Below are 17805 nucleotides of genomic sequence, written 5' to 3' on the forward strand. Positions count from 1 at the left end.
ATATTCAGGAGGTATGTTATATGAAAAAGAAGCTGACGTTTGTGGTTATTTCAATATTGGTTTTATGTACGGGCACTATTACTTATGCTAATTTTGGCAGCAGAGGTTCTGAAGTTCATTTTTTTTCTGTAGGGCAAAGTGACTGCATACTTATAAAATCAAACAATAAAAATTATCTCATAGATACTGGAGCATCATACTATACTGGAAAAATTCTGACCTATCTTGCTTTTAATAATGTAAAAAGAATAAACGGAATTATAATAACTCATTATCATGACGATCATTATGAGGGTCTTGTTAAAATAGTTAAACTTATAAAAACAGACAAGGTATATCTTCCTGATAATAAAAACAATATGAAACATGTCCTATCCAAATCACTTTCAAGATTTGACACTTCAGTAAAATATATAGATAGAGGATGGACCCTAAAAGCCAATAAAATAAACCTTAAAGCTATTGGTCCTGTGGAAAAAGATGAGAAATCCAACAACAATAATTCAGATGAAAACAATAATTCAATAGTTCTTCAAGGCAAAATAGGAAATGTCAGTTATTTATTTGCAGGTGATTGTGAGAAGAAATCAGAAGATGCCATGCTGAAATTGAATATTTTAAAAAAATGCGATGTATTGAAAGTTCCTCATCATGGCATAAATACAAGCACCAGTGATGAATTTCTAAACAAATTAAAACCAAAAGCAGCCATCATAACCAGTAATGGAAAGACTCCAAACAAAATGGTTATAAAAAGACTGCTTAATCATAATATAATAGTTTTAAGAACTGATCATCAGGGCAATATTGTAATTAAAAACAATTACCTTTTCTGTGATAAAAGCAATATACATATTAAGTTGTTTTAGGTTTCGAATATCTTTTAAAAATCTTGAATATCTCATTTAAAACAAGTGGTATAAGCGAAATCAGTATTACAAATACCCAATCATTTAATGTAAGCCTGTAAACTTTAAATACACCGGCAAACAATGGCACTGTAATTACTATATTTTGAAGCACTATACCTAGTAATATTGAACCTAGCAAATACTTGTTAGTTAAAATTCCAGTCTTAAACATGGAATTTTCGGAATGCCTCACACTTAGAGTATAAAACAGCTGTGATACACTCAATACTACAAATGCCATGGTTTGAGCATGCATAAGTGAATTTGGGTATATCCTGGTTCCTATATAAAAAGCCACAAGAGTTGTAATTCCTATAATCACACCATTCAATACCAGGAAAAATCCTCCTTTTCCTGCAAACAATCCAACTTTAGGATCTCTAGGTTTTTCCTTCATTATATCTGGATCATCAGGATCAACTCCAAGGGCTAATGCAGGAAAGCTGTCTGTTATGAGATTAACCCACAAAAGGTGTATAGGACGTAAAACTGCAGGCCAGCCCAAAAGTATTCCTATAAAAAGTGCAACTATCTCACCAATATTACAGGATAGAAGAAAAATTATTGACTTTTTTATATTGTTGTATATATTTCTTCCCTCTTTTACTGCTGCTACAATAGTTGAAAAATTGTCATCTGTAAGTATCATATCTGATGCACCCTTAGCTACATCTGTACCTGTAATACCCATTGCAACTCCTATATCCGCAGTTTTCAAAGAAGGTGCATCATTTACTCCGTCACCAGTCATTGAAACTATATTTCCCTTTTCTTTAAGTGCCCTTACTATTTTGACCTTGTGTTCGGGTGACACTCTTGCAAACACTTTTAAATTGTCAATTCTCTCTGTCACATCATCTTCAGTCATATTTTCAAATTCCGATCCAAGAATAACCTGTGATTCATCATCTGCAATGCCAAGTTCCTTTGCTATGGCAAACGCTGTATTTTTGTGATCTCCAGTAATCATAACAGTTCTTATTCCTGACATCTTGCACTCTTCTATAGATGATTTTACAGTTTCTCTAGGTGGATCTATCATTCCATATAGTCCCACAAATATCAGATCCATCTCCATTGAACTCTTTTCCGTATCAGGAGATTCAACTATCTTAAATGCCGATGCCAGAACTCTTAAAGCTTCATCTGACATGGCATTTGAGGCTGCAAGTATATCCGATTTTATTTGCTCTGTAATCTCAACTATCTTTCCATCTATAAATGCACTACTGCAAAGCTTAATTAAATTATCTACTGCTCCTTTTGTAACTATATGATATTCATCTTTGTATTTGTTTAGGGTTGTCATTAATTTTCTGTCAGAATCAAAGGGTATTTCATCTAACCTTTCATGGGAATTATTGATATCATTTTTGAATATATTGAATTTTGATCCAACTTCCAAAAGTGCAATTTCAGTAGGATCACCTGTTTTAGAACTTTCTGAATATGTAGCATCATTGCAGAGCATCATATTTTCTACAAGAAGCTTCTGTGATGGATTTTGCAGATCCAAAGCAGATACATCCTGGAGCCTGTTGTCACAGTAAAACTTTGTAACTGTCATTTTATTTTGAGTAAGAGTTCCTGTTTTGTCTGAGCATATTATATTTACTGCACCAAGTGTCTCAACGGCCGGGAGTTTTCTAACTATGGCATTTTGTTTTATCATCCTCTGAACACCCATAGCTAAAACTATAGTAACTATTGCAGGAAGTCCTTCTGGAATAGCAGCTACTGCCAAGCTTATTGCAGTTAAAAACATTTCAAACAGATCTCTTCTCTGAATTACACCTACTAAAAACATAACCAGACATATACCAAGTGCGGCGAATCCAAGTACTTTTCCAAGCTGTGCAAGTTTTTTCTGAAGAGGAGTAAGATTCTTTTCATCGTTGTCAAGCATACTGGCTATCTTTCCTATTTCAGTATTCATTCCAGTCCCAACAGCTATTCCTGTAGCTCTTCCATTAGTAACCATAGTCGACATAAATGCCATATTCTTTTGGTCTCCAAGAGCAATATTTTTATCATCTGAAATGAGTTCATGCAATTTATCAGAAGGAACGGATTCTCCAGTAAGTGCAGATTCCTCTATTTTAAGATTTGCAGATTCAATAAGTCTCATATCACAAGGTACATATCTACCTGCATCCAGTATGACTATATCACCTATTACCAGATTTTCTGAAGGAATCTCTACTACTTCTCCATCTCTTTTAACCAAAGCTTTGGGTGTGGAAAGTTTTTGAAGAGACTCAAGTGCCTTTTCCGCTTTTGATTCTTGAATTAATCCGATAACGGCATTTAGTACTATTACAACTCCTATTATTATTGCATCGCTTGTTTCCTTTAAAGAAGCTGAAATCACGGCAGCCGCAATAAGTATATATATGAGTGGATCATTTATCTGTTCAAATAGAAGAAATAAAATTGATTTTTTCTTCTTTTCCTTTAGTTGATTTGGTCCATATTTTGATAACCTGGAACCAACTTCATCTGAAGTAAGTCCATTTTGTATGTCTGTTTTCACCTCTTTTATTATTTCTTCAGTGCCTTTATTAAACCACATAATATCATCACCCGACTTTCTTTTTATTTATAGCCATATACTTATTTTTAGAATTTAACTCAATCTTATACATTAATTAATTATTCCATCTTTTATAAGATTATACTATATAGGATTATAAATCTCAATATGCAATTATTTGTTTTATATAAACTAGTATTATAAACTATATCTATGGATAAAGAACCATAATTTATGAATATGTTGTTATTTAAATAATAATTACTATATTTTTATCTAAATATCCTATATAATATATTTGTATATTGCTATTTATTATAATAAGTTGGAGGTATATTATGGAAATATCTAGGATAGGACGATCCTCTTCACCTACTTCAAAAACCAGGAGCATAAAAGTAAAAAAAGACTTTTCTGAAAGTTTTAATTCTCAAATGGAGAAAAAATCACATGAACAACTTAAGGATATGTTCAACAATATCAAGAAAAAGGGAAACAGACTATCTATTACTAAATGTTATTCCGATGTAAAAGAATATAAAAATATGATAAAAGAATATCTTAAATCAGTTTTAAATTATATGTACAGTGTAAAAAAGGATATAAGTTTCTGGCAGACCCAATACTTCATTACAGTAGAGACAATTGACGACAAGCTTGAAGAACTGACAAACATGCTTATTACTGAGCAAAAGGACAATTTAAATGTAGCTTCTACTATAGATGACATAAGCGGCCTGCTGGTAGATATATATAAATAAGTTCAAAAACACTATCAAAATATACAATTGATATAAGTTCAATAGTGTTTTTTATAGATTATATGACAGATGCCAATATAAGAAGCTCCTCATTGTCATTATATATAGTATCAAACTGACTTATAGGCAGAGGATTTACACCTCTTCCAACCTCTATCGTAAATCCCGGCCTTCTATACTCCTGTATGAACCAATCCTTGTAACCAGAATAAGATGTTATTCCGGTAGTCTCTTCCAGTGTATATCCACTTACTCTTGAAAATTCATTTCCTATTGTCCTGGATTCAGGCGGTGTAAGTCCATCATACTGCCAATATATAACTTCACCCTGACTATGATATGCCACCACCAATCTAAAATTGTGACTTTTAGTGAAATCTACCACAGCTTTTGTTTCAGGCTCTGAAACTGGTGATGGTCCAGAATACCTGGTTGGTCCAGGTCCATATACACCATATGAAGCTTCAGCATCTTTTGAAAGCTGCCATCCTGCATCATAATTGTGGTTGATATCAACACCTCTGTTGTTTGCCTGCCAATCACTTGAAAAATCAGTACTTCCTCTATTCCACTGTATCAAATCATTGTAATATGGATTGGATCTTTTCAACCCATTCAAAACCAGATCTACTCCATCAGGATTTACCATTGGAATTATATATATACTGCTTCTGCTCCATATATCACTTATATTGTAACCTCTTATACTTCTGTTCTCTGTATAAGCCTTTATAATATTTTCTGAAAATTTCATGAGAAGAGGACTCGTTATCCATTCTAAAGAATGATGTGATCCATTATAGAAAACTTCATTTGGTCCCGTTCCAAGTTTTATATAGTAAAGTTCTCTTCCAAGTACACTTTTTCCTGCAGTTCCTATATTTATAAATGGATATCTGGCTTTTAATGCATAAAGATTGCTTTCAAGTATCTCATAAGTATAATTTATATTTGTATCTACTATATCCATACTGTATGGGACTTTAATAGTTGTACCTGGAATAAGTCCATATGGCTGAATTTGTGGATTTGCCAGTATGATCTTATAAACCTGGGTGCCATATCTACGAGCTATATTATAAAGTGTATCACCTGATTTTATAGTATAATCATCATATCCCCTTATAAAACTTTCCAATACCCTATATGTTTCAGCTCCTATTATTCCATCAACCCCCAGTCCATTTGCCCTTTGAAAATTTTTTACTGCAATTTCTGTTTGAATTCCCAATATACCATCTACAGGCCCAGGATCATATCCCATTTTTTTCAACAGTGCCTGTATTCTCATAACATCATTTCCTCTACTACCCACTCTTAAAACTGGCATATAAAATCTCCTAAAATTAATGCTATATTATTGTATTCAGAATTCAAACATATGTGATTAAAATTCTATTTTTCCCTGCAGTTTTTACATATACCATAAAAATCCAATATACTTGACTCCAGTTTAAAACCATATTGTTTCTTTATACGTTCTTCCAGACAATCAAACATACTTTTATCTATATCTATTACAGAATTGCATTTTATGCATATCATATGACATTTTTTGCCCTTTTCTATTTGATCTGAATATTCATATAGTGCTGGTCCGTCTTCTATTTCAAGTTTTCCTATTATTCCCATTTTTTCTAATAAACTGAGAGTTCTGTATATAGTAGCAAAACCTATTTTGTACTGTTTTTCTTTTACATAATTATAAACTTGTTCTACTTTTAAGTGCTTACCTTTATTTTCTTTAAAAACTTCTATTACTACTTCTCGTTGAGATGTAAATTTATATCCTTTATCTTCAAGTTTTTTCTTAAGTTCATCTTTATGTTCCATAGACATCTCCTTTCAAATTTTACTTGTCTATATTACTGCTGCTGTAGATCTTTGATATTTCAACATAGTGTTTTGCAGAATTTTTGATATTTTGTTTTTCCTCCGCTGTAAGTTTCCTTATAACCCTTGCAGGTGAACCCATGCATAGAACTCCAGGTGGTATTTGTTTATGTTCCGTTACAAGGCTTCCTGCTCCTATTATAGTTTCACTTCCTATAACTGCATTATTCATTATTATGGATCCCATTCCAATCAAGGAATAATCCTCAATTTTGCATCCATGTATTATTGCATTATGTCCAATTGTAACATATTTTCCTATGGATGCAGGACTATTTCCTTCAACATGTATAACACAATTATCCTGAATATTAGTTTTTTCATCTACGGATATATTATTTAAATCTCCTCTAATCACCGCTCCAAACCATACATTCACATCCTGTGCTAATTTAACTTTTCCAATAATATCCGAACTTTCTGCTATAAAACAACTACTGTGTATATCTGGATTTTCAGAATTGAATTTTCTTATCATATAAAAGGCCTCTCTTTAAAACTTATTTTATCTATATATTAATAACGTATATTATGTTGATAAAAAAATCAATAGCTAACATAAAAAACCGTGGAATAAAAATATCCACGGTTTTTTATGTTAGCTGTAAAATTATCTGAAAAGTTTTCCACTTAATATCAGTTTCTGTATTTCATTTGTACCTTCATATATCTGAGTTATCTTTGCATCTCTCATCATTCTTTCAATTTCATATTCCTTCATGTATCCATTTCCACCAAGCATCTGAACTGCTTCTGTAGTTACATGCATGGCTGCATCTGTACAAGCTATTTTAGCTTTTGCAGCTGACAATCCATATGGTCTTCCCTCTTGTTTGTCTATGGCTGCCTTATACAATACATATTTAGCCTGTTCTATTTCAAGATCCAATTCAGCCATTTTGAATGCCAAATACTGCTGTTTGAATAATGGCTTGCCAAATTGTATTCTCTCTTTCATATACTGTTTCGCACGTTCAAATGCTCCTTCGGCTATTCCAAGTCCCTGAGCTGCTACGCCGATTCTTCCTCCATCCAATGTACTTAATGCTATCTTTAGTCCTTTTCCTTCTTCAGAAACTAAATTTTCTGCAGGAACTTTACAATTTTCAAATACAAGTTCTGACACCTGAGCTGCTTTTATTCCACACTTGTCCTCTATTTTTCCTATTGAAAAACCAGGGTATCCCTTTTCAACTATAAATGCTGATACTCCCTTAGGTCCTTTACTCTTATCTGTTATTCCAAATACCAAAAATGTTTCTGAAAGAGGTCCATTTGTAATAAAGCATTTAGTACCATTTAATATATAATAGTCTCCCTTTTTTTCTGCTGTAGTTGTGGCTGCTGATGCATCTGAACCTGCATTAGGTTCTGTCATTCCAAATGATCCGAATTTTTTTCCGGATAATATGTCTGGAAGATATTTTTTCTTCTGTTCTTCTGATGCATTGTTGAATATACCACCTGCACACAGGGATGTAGTTACGGAATATGATATTCCTACAGATGCATGTACCTTTGAAACTTCCTCTACAGCTAATACATAAGAGAGATAATCGGCTCCGGATCCACCATATTCCTTAGGATATGGCAGCCCTATAAGTCCCATTTCCCCCATTTTTTTATATTTGTCTATAGGGAATTCGCTTTTTTCATCATTTTCAATTGCTATAGGTTTTAACTCCTTTTCTGCAAAGTCCCTTGCTGTTTTTTGTACAAGTTCCTGTTCTTTTGATAATTCAAAATTCATAATCTTTTCCTCCCTATTTTTATTTAGAATGTAAATTTCATTTCTGATTCTCATTCATTTATTAAAAGCAATAATCATGCCATACATTTTTTAATTTATATTGTGCTTTAATATCCTCCTATAGTAGGGCTTATTAATCACAATTAAAAAGTTGTACTTTACAAATTCTTGCACATTGCAAAGAATTTATTGCATGCTGCAATGGATTTTCTTATATAAATATATTCAATTAATTGAGAATTTCTTTAAATGCCTGAATACGAGTACGTGCCTGTTCACTATTTAATTGCTGCTGATCTATTTCAAGGTAAAGCATAGGAATATCCTTATCTTCAAGTTGAGCTTTATATACAGGATAATCAAATTCTTCAGGATCACAGAATTTCAACATAGACACTACAACACCATCTGCATTGTTTCTCTTTACAAGATCTATTAAAATATCTCCTCTCTTTTTTTGTGGATCATAAGCCAATGAAAATCCCTCAATATTTGCCCAGGCCTTGGCAAGTCTGTTTATAGGATCTCCTTTCCCTGGTACATCAGTACTAAATTGTAATGTTTCTTGAGCTAAATTGTCTCCAACTACATATAAGTTATTGTCTTCCATTATTGTTAGAAGTTCATCTGGTTCAGCCATTATACCAGTTAGAATAACTTTTTTGCCATTACATTTGAATTTATCCATCTTATTAAGTTCTGTTATTAATTCTTCAACCAGCTTTGTGTGTTTAGCTTTATCCATGAAATAAGAACTCTTTATAATCCTATGTCTCTTTAAAGGCGTAATTATATCAAGATGTTTATTTGCCACTTCAGTAAATTTTCTCATAATCTTTCTGTGTTTGTTATAAATATCTATACTCTTTGAAATGTCTTCATCACTGATTTTATGTCCACCTATTTCCTCAAGTTTTATTTTTATTTTTATATACTCACTTTCAAGAAGCCTTATACCAGCTTCAATTTTCCTATTATGTGGATATACAATTTGTATTAATGGAATATTAGGCACAGATACTTTCCAATCCTGACCTATACATTTTAAAGTATCACAAAGTGAAGGAATTATAACTCCTGAAATATCATTATAATCTCCCTTAATTCCAAGTTCCAAAGAAGCTTGTATTAATGAACAGGCAAATGCAGGAAGATATGATTTAGCTCTATCAATTTCAACTTGTCCACCCCAAAGTCCAACAGGAAGCATATTTGCAGCATATACTATTTCCTCAGGACAATATTCTGGAAAACATCCTATTACTTTATGGCCGGTCTCATTTATATAATCTTTTACAGCTTTTATGGGATCTTTAACAACTTTATCCATCTGTGATAAAATATCTTCTATTTTACTCATTTTCATTACCTCCCTGTTTTTTATTACTTTCCATTATTTCTGCCAGTCCTTGTATTCTAGTCTCAAATTGTGCTTTAGTGAAATTTCTTGGGTCAGACTGATCTCCATCAAATCTGGTATATGGTACACCAGTATTTTCTTCTACTTTTCTTGCAAGTTCATATTGAAGAAAATCCATTATTTTACAGCTTCTATTCATATGATATACTGCACCATCACATTTAAATTTCTTTATTACATCTGTTCTGCTATCTATCAGTCTATTGATATTTATGTTGTTAAGAAGTGCACTATAAGCTTTTGCCATTCCATCTAAATCTCCTGATTCATACTGAATAGCCCATGTATCAAGATAAGCACTTCCAACCATATTTATTCCATATTTAGTAAAAAGCTTCAATTTATAACTTAAATAATTCCAGCATGGTATTCCATCATACATTATTCTGTATTTCTCTTCTCCTCTAAATGTAGTTTCACCATTGGCAGTATTTTCTTTAAGTTCTTTTACAAGTTGAGTAAATGTGTCCACAGTTTCCTGTTTTCCACGAGCACAAACTATAATAGCCATATAGTTAAATAAGTCAAAACCGCCCATTGGTGAAGGAACATTTTTAGCCAGACTCATTGATTCCTTCCAAAGACTTCCTGCCTTTGATGAGATATCCATAATCTTTTTAAATTTATTTTCATCAAATTTCTTATCTGTTATTTTTTCCAGCTGCTTTATTGCCTCTTCAAACTGACCTTTTATATAGTCAATTTTTTCCTGAGTTACTTCATAGTCCACATTATATGGAGTATCAATCATAATTAAAGGTATATTATAGTGTTTTGCAAGATTTTCATACCATTTTTCAACAGTATTACACAAGTTGGTGCAACATAAAATATAATCAGGTTCAGGTATATTCAAAGCCTCGCACTGCTTCTCATACATATATCCCAGATTTACTCTTGCATAAGAACATATATCATTTGAATACCCCTTACTTTCTGCGGCTTCACAAAGATCAAGAGATCCATGTTTTGCAGATACTGCAGCTGCATGATTTTCAGGATAAACAACATTAAGGCCAAATGTTTCTGGAATTTCCTGTGGAAATATGGATGTAGCCCATCCCACAAGTTCTCCATTCTTTTTAGCTTTTGACGCTTGTTCATATCCATCGCTAATTATTTTTCTACACATTTGCATTGCTTTAGATTTTCCCATTATAAACATTCCTTTCTTATTTTATTCATTAAAGCTCTTCCCAGGCATATATAGCAGCCCCAAGAGCCCCAATTATCTGTGCATGTTCAGATACATTTATAGGTAGTCCTATTTCTTTTTCCATAAACCCAACTACACTGCTATTTTGGGCAACTCCACCAGTCATAGCTACATCTTTTTCTATTCCAATTCTCTTGGCAAGACTGGATACTCGTCTTGCAATAGACCTATGAATTCCTGCAGCAATATCTTCAGGCTTTTTTCCTTCAGACAAATGTGAAATAACTTCTGATTCAGCAAAGACTGTACATGTACTGCTTATATCTACTTGTGTTTCTGACAAATCAGCAAGTTTTGATAAATCAGAAATTTTAACTTCTAGAACATTGGCCATTACATCTAAAAAACGCCCTGTTCCAGCAGCACATTTATCATTCATTACAAAGTCCATAAGTCTTCCTCTGGAATTCAACTTTAATACTTTGGCATCCTGACCTCCAATGTCTATTATTGTTTTAACATTTGGGAATATACTGTATGCACCTTTAGCGTGGCAACTCAGTTCACTTATCTGCTTGTCAGCATAATCAAAGTTCATTCTTCCATAACCTGTTGCAACTATTCTCTTTATATCCTCTTTAACTAATTGTGATTTTTCAAACAACTCTTTGATGACTCGAACAGGTCCGCTGGTACCTGTCCCAACTGGAATAGTACTGCTAGATACTATATCTTTACCATCTCTTAGAATAACCCCTTTAGATGCGGTAGAGCCTATATCTACACCCATAGTATACATATAACAACCACCTTACTTTCTACAATTTTTATAATTATGCAATGGCCTCATCCTCTTTGAATTTTTCAATTTGTTCTAATGAATATCCTAGCTTTGACATTATTATATTGGTATTTTCTCCAAGTTTTGGAGCCGGATCTGGATTCTGTTGTTCTATAGTATTAAATTTAACTGGTGAATTGACAAGAATACCTGTATTTCCATTTTCATATTTTATTTTTCGCAAATAATCATTGTCCCAGGCTTGAGGATCTTTTACGATATCTTCCCATGATTGAATTTTTTCAAATGCCAGATCTGCTTTTCTGAATTTCTCTGACCATTCAGATAGATCCTTTTTTTGAATTTCCTCTTGTATTATCTGAGACATTTCCCGAGAATTTTTTACAGCATTTTCAACTGTACTGAACTTTTTATTTACTGCTAGATCTTCACGTCCAATTGCTGTACAAAAAGCATTTATATATCTTCCATATTCCTGTACACATATTTCCAGCCATTTTCCATCTTTACATTTATATGAATTTATAAGAGGACTTGGAGGATCTTTTCTGCTTATAGGCCATCTATCCTTTTCGTCCCTTTTATATTGAGTTGCTGCAATCATTACATTCATATCATATATAGCTGTATTGTATAGTCCTACCGTAACCTTTTCACCTTTTCCAGTCTTACTTTTTCTATAAAGTGCAGCACATATTCCTGCACCTAGAAACACTCCAGCCTGATTGTCACCAAAACCTACAACCGGATTTATTGGTGAAGTACCTTTTTCCATCATAGGACCCATTACTCCACCTCTTGCAAAATAAGCTGTATAATCAAATCCTGCTTTGGATCTATCAGGTCCTTTTTCACCATATCCCAATATCTGAGCAAAAATAAGTCCAGGGAATTTTTCCTTAAGGGCTTCATAGTCCAGTCCTCTTTTTTTCAACGATACACTTCTTATATTAGTAATAAATACATCCGACTGTCCTAATATTTTATAGAGTATATCCATTCCATTTTTATTTTTTATATTTATGCATATTCCTTTTTTACTAGAATTCATAGTCTCAAATAGTGGATTTTCCTCTTCAGTTATAGGCATCTTATAATTTTGTCCTATTCTTCTTCCAGCATCTCCAGAAAGTGACTCAATCTTAATTACTTCTGCACCCCAGTCACCTAAAACTCTTGCACAACCAGGTGCTGCTATAAAAGTAGACAATTCAGCAATTTTAACTCCAGCTAAAGGTTTCTCACAATTACTCATATACACCATCCTCTCCTTTACCTTTCATATTCTTGTAGTTTTTTATTTGATAAAGTTTATGAAATTAATAACAAACTTCATTAATAGTACACAGCAACAACCATGCCAAATATATTTAGAAGTTGTTTTATTCTTTATATTGGCTAAAATACATACCTTTTCAAATTACATGAGAAGAGATTTTAAATAATATATTGCAAAATGCAAAAGATCCATTGCAAAATGCAATGAATCTTTTTTTAAATACTTTTTCTATTTAACTTTTTTGAGCCTTCTATATATAGTAGATGGATCTATCCCGATAGCTCTAGCGGCACCAGTTACTGTACTGTATTTATCCAATGCTTTTTGTATCATTGTTTCATCAATAATATCATGTGCTTCATTTAAATTCATCAATCCATTTACAACAATTTTATCGTCAGTATTATTATTTTTTATGCTTATGTCTTTACTTCCCAATTGAAGTATATACCAAAATTGTTTTTCACTTAATGAATCATTTTCACTTAATATTACAATCCTTTCTACAACGTTTTTTAGCTCTCTTATATTACCGGGCCAATTATAATCATGTAAAAATTCCATCATCTTTTTATCAAGTTTTACCTTCCTATTATATTTTCTATTATACCTATTAAGAAACACATGTACTAATGAAAAAATAGCTTCTCTTCTCTCTCTCAAAGGAGGTATATTAATAGGAATTACACTTAACCTGTAATATAGATCCTGTCTGAATTTCAAATTATTTGACAATTGTTTTTTTGACAGATTGGTAGCACAAATATATCTTACACTAATCTTTATGGATTTATTTCCACCTACCCGTTTTATTTCATTTTCTTGAAGTACCCTTAAAAGCTTGGTTTGCATGGATAAGCTCATTTCTCCAATCTCATCTAAAAAAATGGTGCCATCATTTGCCTCTTCAAAAAGTCCTTTTCTTCCCCCTTTTTTAGCACCTGTAAACGCACCATCTTCATAACCAAATAATTCAGATTCAAAAAGCTCAGACGGTATTGCTGCACAATTTACAGTAATAAAATTCTTATCATGCCGTTCACTATTTTCATGTATGAATTTAGCTATTTCTTCCTTTCCTACACCAGATTCACCTGTAATAAATATTGGAGAATCCGTTTTGGCAGCTCTTATAGACATTTTTATAACTTGTTTCATTTTATCACTTGAATATACTATATTTTCTCCTAAGCTTTTTTCCAAATTTTTAAGTCTATCAATATATTTATTTTTTTGTTTTTCTACTTCTGCAAGTCTATCCTGAAGTTGTACTAAATTTGTTATATTTCTACCTGTAGCTATAACTTTCTGTATAACTCCATTTTTTGCAATGATAGGTATTGCAGTATAAGTAACAATCCGACCACTTTTATATTTTACATTCATACTCAATGGTTTTTTGCTTTGAAAAACTTTAAGTATTATGGATTCTTCCATAAATTCATCTTTTTTTAATTGATCTATGCTTTTACCTTCAAAAAATTTTCTATGAATTCCTGTAAGTTTGTAAAATGCAGAATTAACCTTTTCTATTACTCTGTTTCTATTTACTACCATTACTATTCCATCTATACAATTAAATATAATATCCATTTCATCAATTTTATATTTTGTATTGTCTATTGTATACAAGTGATAAGATTTATTATCACTTGTTATTCTATAATGTTGTACATTTACTTTAAATCCATTATCTTCATACAATCTTTCTATTTCGTTTTTATTGCATATATTACATATATTATTTTTATTAATAATATTATTAGATAAATTTTTAACTTTCAATATTTTACCACTTAAGTCTGTAATAATACTACTAATGGGTAAACTTTCTAAAAAATCATCATTGATTTCCATAACAATTATTCCCCCTATTAATAATTTTAATTTAAACAACTATTTATAATATTATTTATAAAAAGTATAACACAAGTTTAATTAATATTGATAAAAAAATAACTAATGTAAATGTTAAAAATTTCCTAAATAATCAATTTTATCAAAATGCTGTAATCAATAATAAATATAGTTTTTTAATAATTTGTATTTGAATATTATTATCTAATAATTTATAATTAGATGAGTACATATTGTTCTAGATATAGTATATATTGTTGAATTTTGATACAATATGTAGTAAATATATAGTTAAAGACAATATCTTTAGCCATATATTTTTAAAACATGATAATACAGTTGAAAGGAATGATATATTGAATTCTATAAAGGATATATTTAAAAGATATTACACCAAATCATTGGAAAAAGATACGTCCAAAACAGTTTACGACTTATTTAAGTGGAAAAAAGTGGATGTATTTTTAAAAGACCACAAGACAAATAAAGTGCTTGTGGATATGAAAGACCTGGAATTTCCTGAGCATTATTCTCAAAATGCCTGCGATATAATAGCTTCAAAATATTTTAGAAAAGCAGGGATTCCAGGAAAACCAGGCTGTGAAAATAGTATGAAATCTGTAGCAAACAGACTGGTAAATTTTTGGTGTCAAGCTTTGAAGGAAGAGAACTTAATAACCACACAAAAAGATGCACAAATATTTTATGATGAATGTGTATATTCACTTTTAAGCCAAATGTATGCTCCAAATTCTCCTCAATGGTTCAATACCGGTCTTAAATTATCATATGGAATAAAAGGAAATAAACAAGGAAATTATTATTTTGATGAAAAAGAGAATAAAGTAGTCATGTGCAATGACAATTACAGCAGAACCCAGGCATCAGCCTGCTTTATACTTTCCATACAAGATAAACTTCTTGGTCCTCATTCCATATCAGAACAATTTGTCACGGAAACCAAACTTTTTAAAGGCGGTTCTGGTACAGGAAGCAATTTTTCATCTATAAGAGCCAAGGGAGAAAAGCTTTCAGGTGGAGGCGCTTCCTCCGGCCTTATGAGTTTCTTGAAAGCCCTTGATAGAAATGCAGGTGCTATAAAATCCGGAGGTACTACAAGAAGAGCTGCCAAAATGGTATGTCTTGATGTAAATCATCCTGAGATTATGGATTATATAACATGGAAATCAAAAGAAGAAGATAAAGTACGAGCTCTTGGTAAAATGGGCTATGACATGGATATGGACGGAGAAGCTTATGAGACAGTGTCAGGTCAAAATAGCAATAATTCAGTGCGTTTTTCCAATGAATTCATGAAAAAAGTAGATACTTTGGATAAAAACCCTGAAGTGACTATTGAACTTACAGGCAGGGTTGACTCTAAAGCTACTAAAAAGGCAAAAGTAAAAACCATATGGGAAGCATTTAATTCTTCTGCATGGAAATGTGCCGATCCTGCTCCTCAGTTTGATAATACATTCAATGCCTGGCATACTTGCCCTGCAGGGGAAGATGGCAATATAAATACACACTATAATAGAATAAATTCTACAAATCCTTGTGGTGAATATGCCTTTTTAGATGATACTTCATGTAATCTTGCATCAATAAATATATATAAATTTTATAATGCTGATACAGATCATTTTGATATTGAAGGCTATCTTCACATAATACATCTTGTTCAATTGATTTTAGAATCATCTATACAGTGGGGACAATTTCCTACAGAAGACATAGCAAGAAAGACCTATATGTTTAGAACTACAGGTCTTGGTATATCAAATATAGCTTCCCTTTTCATGGTAATGGGATATCCCTATGATTCAGATGAAGCCAGAGCACTTGGAGCTTCTCTTGTAGGAATACTTACAGGTGAATCCTATTATACTTCATCACTTATTGCCAAAGAAGTAGGACCTTTTGAAAAATTCAACATAAATAAACCATATATGATGAAGGTAATCAGAAATCATGCTAGAGCTGCGGGAGTAGCTCTTGAAAAACTTACCATGGATAACAAAGTGAAACACAGTAATGATTTTGAAAATTTAAATTACATCCCATTAAAGGTAGACCATGACATTTTGAAAAAACAAAATCTATACTACATAGGCAAACAACTTAAGGAAAGTTTTTCGAATGCACTAGTATCAGGAGAAAATTTCGGCTATAGAAATGCCCAGGTTTCAGTACTTGCACCTACAGGCACCATATCATTTGCCATGGACTGCGGTGCTACTTCCATAGAACCATTTTTCAGTCACATTGTATATAAGAAACTATCCGGCGGCGGATTCATGACTATAATGAATCCTGTTATAACAACCTCACTAGAAAAACTAGGCTACACTAAAGACCAAATAGAAGACATACTTGCATATGTACTTGAAAAACAGAAAGTAACTGACAATGGATTTACCTATGAAAAAATATTGGATGGTAAAATAGAAGGTTCACCTCATCTGAAAGATAGTCATATAGCTATATTTGATACTTCCAACAAGTGTGGAAGTGGTGAAAGGTATATAGCACCAATGGGACATGTAAAAATGGTTGCAGCCCTTACTCCTCTTATATCCGGAGCCATATCAAAAACTGTAAACTTGCCAAAAACCGCTTCGGTGCAGGATTTCAAGGACGTTATCCTGTCATCATGGAAATTAGGTGTAAAGGGAATAACTTTGTATAGAGATTCATCAAAAGCAGCTCAACCTTTAAATACAAGTCTTTCAAATGATGACGATATAAACTTGGAGGATTTAACTTATAAACAGCTGCTGAACAAGGTAAAAGAAATTCAAAAGGGCATTAAATACTCAAAACGTGAAAAACCAATAGGAATAAGGAAGGGAACCACACATCCTGCACAAATAGATGATGTAAAAATATACACTACTGTAAACAGGCATTCAAACGGAGAAATATCGGAAATATATATAACTACCGACAGAGAAGGTACTATAATAACAGGACTTTTAAATTCACTTTCAAAATCAATATCGGTAATGCTTCAATACCATGTACCGCCTCAGGATATTTCAAGAATGCTTAGAGGACAGAAATATGAACCCTATGGGTTTGTACAAAAACACCCTTATATAAAATATGTTTCTTCTATTTCAGATTTAGTCAGCAAAGTAATAGATATAGAACTTGGAGACTTTTCAAGATGCCAGGTAAAACCTGAAAATTATGATAAAAATACTATAATTTCAAATGACAGCAAAGATGAACTAGACAACTCCAATACTGATTACCCTGAAATAGCTCCTCAGAAAGTACAGGGAGAAAGAGTTTATGGATCTGTATGTCCTAACTGTTCAAGTACTAGAATGGTGAGGAATGGGACTTGTATGGTCTGCCTGGACTGCGGCTCCACCACAGGATGCAGCTAAGCAGACACACAAAATCTACGATTTTGATGTGGTCGCTTACTCATT

13 protein-coding genes are annotated in these 17805 nt (G+C 32.3%); 3 read left to right on the top strand and 10 right to left on the bottom strand.

Going from position 1 to position 17805, the window contains the following annotated elements:
- The first annotated feature begins 20 nt into the window (after positions 1 to 20).
- Complete coding sequence (locus KM800_RS07600; protein ID WP_017750408.1) at positions 21 to 869, top strand: ComEC/Rec2 family competence protein; 849 nt, start codon at positions 21 to 23, stop codon at positions 867 to 869.
- Here the strand turns inward: KM800_RS07600 and KM800_RS07605 are convergent.
- Positions 856 to 3483 carry a calcium-translocating P-type ATPase, PMCA-type gene (locus tag KM800_RS07605; RefSeq protein WP_217812550.1) on the bottom strand — a complete coding sequence of 876 codons (2628 nt, stop codon included), beginning with the start codon at positions 3481 to 3483 and terminating at the stop codon, positions 856 to 858. The genes KM800_RS07600 and KM800_RS07605 overlap by 14 nt on opposite strands.
- 299 nt (positions 3484 to 3782) lie before the next feature.
- Between KM800_RS07605 and KM800_RS07610 the strand changes: the two genes are divergently transcribed.
- Positions 3783 to 4205: a YaaR family protein gene (locus KM800_RS07610; protein WP_217812551.1), complete on the top strand. Its 423-nt coding sequence runs from the start codon at positions 3783 to 3785 to the stop codon at positions 4203 to 4205.
- Positions 4206 to 4263: 58 nt separating this feature from the next.
- Here the strand turns inward: KM800_RS07610 and KM800_RS07615 are convergent, their stop codons facing one another.
- The 9 genes from KM800_RS07615 to KM800_RS07655 all read right to left on the bottom strand — a co-directional run bounded on the left by KM800_RS07615 (position 4264) and on the right by KM800_RS07655 (position 14362).
- Entirely contained in the window at positions 4264 to 5535 is a 1272-nt protein-coding gene (locus KM800_RS07615; protein ID WP_217812552.1) for a M14 family metallopeptidase, read from the bottom strand.
- Positions 5536 to 5600: 65 nt separating this feature from the next.
- Complete coding sequence (locus KM800_RS07620; RefSeq protein ID WP_017895956.1) at positions 5601 to 6038, bottom strand: Fur family transcriptional regulator; 438 nt, start codon at positions 6036 to 6038, stop codon at positions 5601 to 5603.
- 19 nt (positions 6039 to 6057) lie between these two features.
- On the bottom strand, positions 6058 to 6576 hold the full coding sequence (locus tag KM800_RS07625) for a gamma carbonic anhydrase family protein (protein ID WP_217812553.1): 519 nt from the start codon (positions 6574 to 6576) through the stop codon (positions 6058 to 6060).
- A gap of 132 nt (positions 6577 to 6708) precedes the next feature.
- Entirely contained in the window at positions 6709 to 7848 is a 1140-nt protein-coding gene (locus tag KM800_RS07630) for an acyl-CoA dehydrogenase family protein (protein WP_217812554.1), read from the bottom strand.
- A gap of 229 nt (positions 7849 to 8077) precedes the next feature.
- Positions 8078 to 9208 carry a 2-hydroxyacyl-CoA dehydratase subunit D gene (locus tag KM800_RS07635; RefSeq protein WP_254906491.1) on the bottom strand — a complete coding sequence of 377 codons (1131 nt, stop codon included), beginning with the start codon at positions 9206 to 9208 and terminating at the stop codon, positions 8078 to 8080.
- Positions 9201 to 10424, bottom strand: a complete 1224-nt coding sequence (locus tag KM800_RS07640) for a 2-hydroxyacyl-CoA dehydratase subunit D (RefSeq protein ID WP_217812555.1) — start codon at positions 10422 to 10424, stop codon at positions 9201 to 9203. The genes KM800_RS07635 and KM800_RS07640 overlap by 8 nt, the downstream gene beginning before the upstream one ends.
- A gap of 28 nt (positions 10425 to 10452) precedes the next feature.
- On the bottom strand, positions 10453 to 11223 hold the full coding sequence (locus KM800_RS07645; RefSeq protein WP_217812556.1) for an acyl-CoA dehydratase activase: 771 nt from the start codon (positions 11221 to 11223) through the stop codon (positions 10453 to 10455).
- 34 nt (positions 11224 to 11257) lie between these two features.
- Positions 11258 to 12481, bottom strand: coding sequence for a CaiB/BaiF CoA transferase family protein (locus KM800_RS07650; RefSeq protein WP_217812557.1), 1224 nt, complete (start codon positions 12479 to 12481; stop codon positions 11258 to 11260).
- Between the two features lie 252 nt (positions 12482 to 12733).
- Positions 12734 to 14362, bottom strand: a complete 1629-nt coding sequence (locus KM800_RS07655) for a sigma-54 interaction domain-containing protein (protein WP_217812558.1) — start codon at positions 14360 to 14362, stop codon at positions 12734 to 12736.
- A 356-nt stretch (positions 14363 to 14718) separates the two neighbouring features.
- Between KM800_RS07655 and KM800_RS07660 the strand changes: the two genes are divergently transcribed.
- The gene (locus tag KM800_RS07660; RefSeq protein WP_217812559.1) at positions 14719 to 17760 is read left to right on the top strand and encodes a vitamin B12-dependent ribonucleotide reductase; all 3042 of its coding nucleotides are present in this window, start codon (positions 14719 to 14721) and stop codon (positions 17758 to 17760) included.
- Positions 17761 to 17805 lie beyond the last annotated feature (45 nt).

Origin of the sequence: Clostridium tyrobutyricum, from assembly GCF_019144085.1 — a bacterium.
GTDB lineage: Bacteria > Bacillota > Clostridia > Clostridiales > Clostridiaceae > Clostridium_B > Clostridium_B tyrobutyricum_A.

Coding starts and splice junctions, on each gene's coding strand:
- KM800_RS07600 (WP_017750408.1), top strand. CDS start 21: ATGAAAAAGAAGCTGACGTTTGTGGTTATTTCAATATTGGTTTTATGT.
- KM800_RS07605 (WP_217812550.1), bottom strand. CDS start 3,483: ATGTGGTTTAATAAAGGCACTGAAGAAATAATAAAAGAGGTGAAAACA.
- KM800_RS07610 (WP_217812551.1), top strand. CDS start 3,783: ATGGAAATATCTAGGATAGGACGATCCTCTTCACCTACTTCAAAAACC.
- KM800_RS07615 (WP_217812552.1), bottom strand. CDS start 5,535: ATGCCAGTTTTAAGAGTGGGTAGTAGAGGAAATGATGTTATGAGAATA.
- KM800_RS07620 (WP_017895956.1), bottom strand. CDS start 6,038: ATGGAACATAAAGATGAACTTAAGAAAAAACTTGAAGATAAAGGATAT.
- KM800_RS07625 (WP_217812553.1), bottom strand. CDS start 6,576: ATGATAAGAAAATTCAATTCTGAAAATCCAGATATACACAGTAGTTGT.
- KM800_RS07630 (WP_217812554.1), bottom strand. CDS start 7,848: ATGAATTTTGAATTATCAAAAGAACAGGAACTTGTACAAAAAACAGCA.
- KM800_RS07635 (WP_254906491.1), bottom strand. CDS start 9,208: ATGAGTAAAATAGAAGATATTTTATCACAGATGGATAAAGTTGTTAAA.
- KM800_RS07640 (WP_217812555.1), bottom strand. CDS start 10,424: ATGGGAAAATCTAAAGCAATGCAAATGTGTAGAAAAATAATTAGCGAT.
- KM800_RS07645 (WP_217812556.1), bottom strand. CDS start 11,223: ATGTATACTATGGGTGTAGATATAGGCTCTACCGCATCTAAAGGGGTT.
- KM800_RS07650 (WP_217812557.1), bottom strand. CDS start 12,481: ATGAGTAATTGTGAGAAACCTTTAGCTGGAGTTAAAATTGCTGAATTG.
- KM800_RS07655 (WP_217812558.1), bottom strand. CDS start 14,362: ATGGAAATCAATGATGATTTTTTAGAAAGTTTACCCATTAGTAGTATT.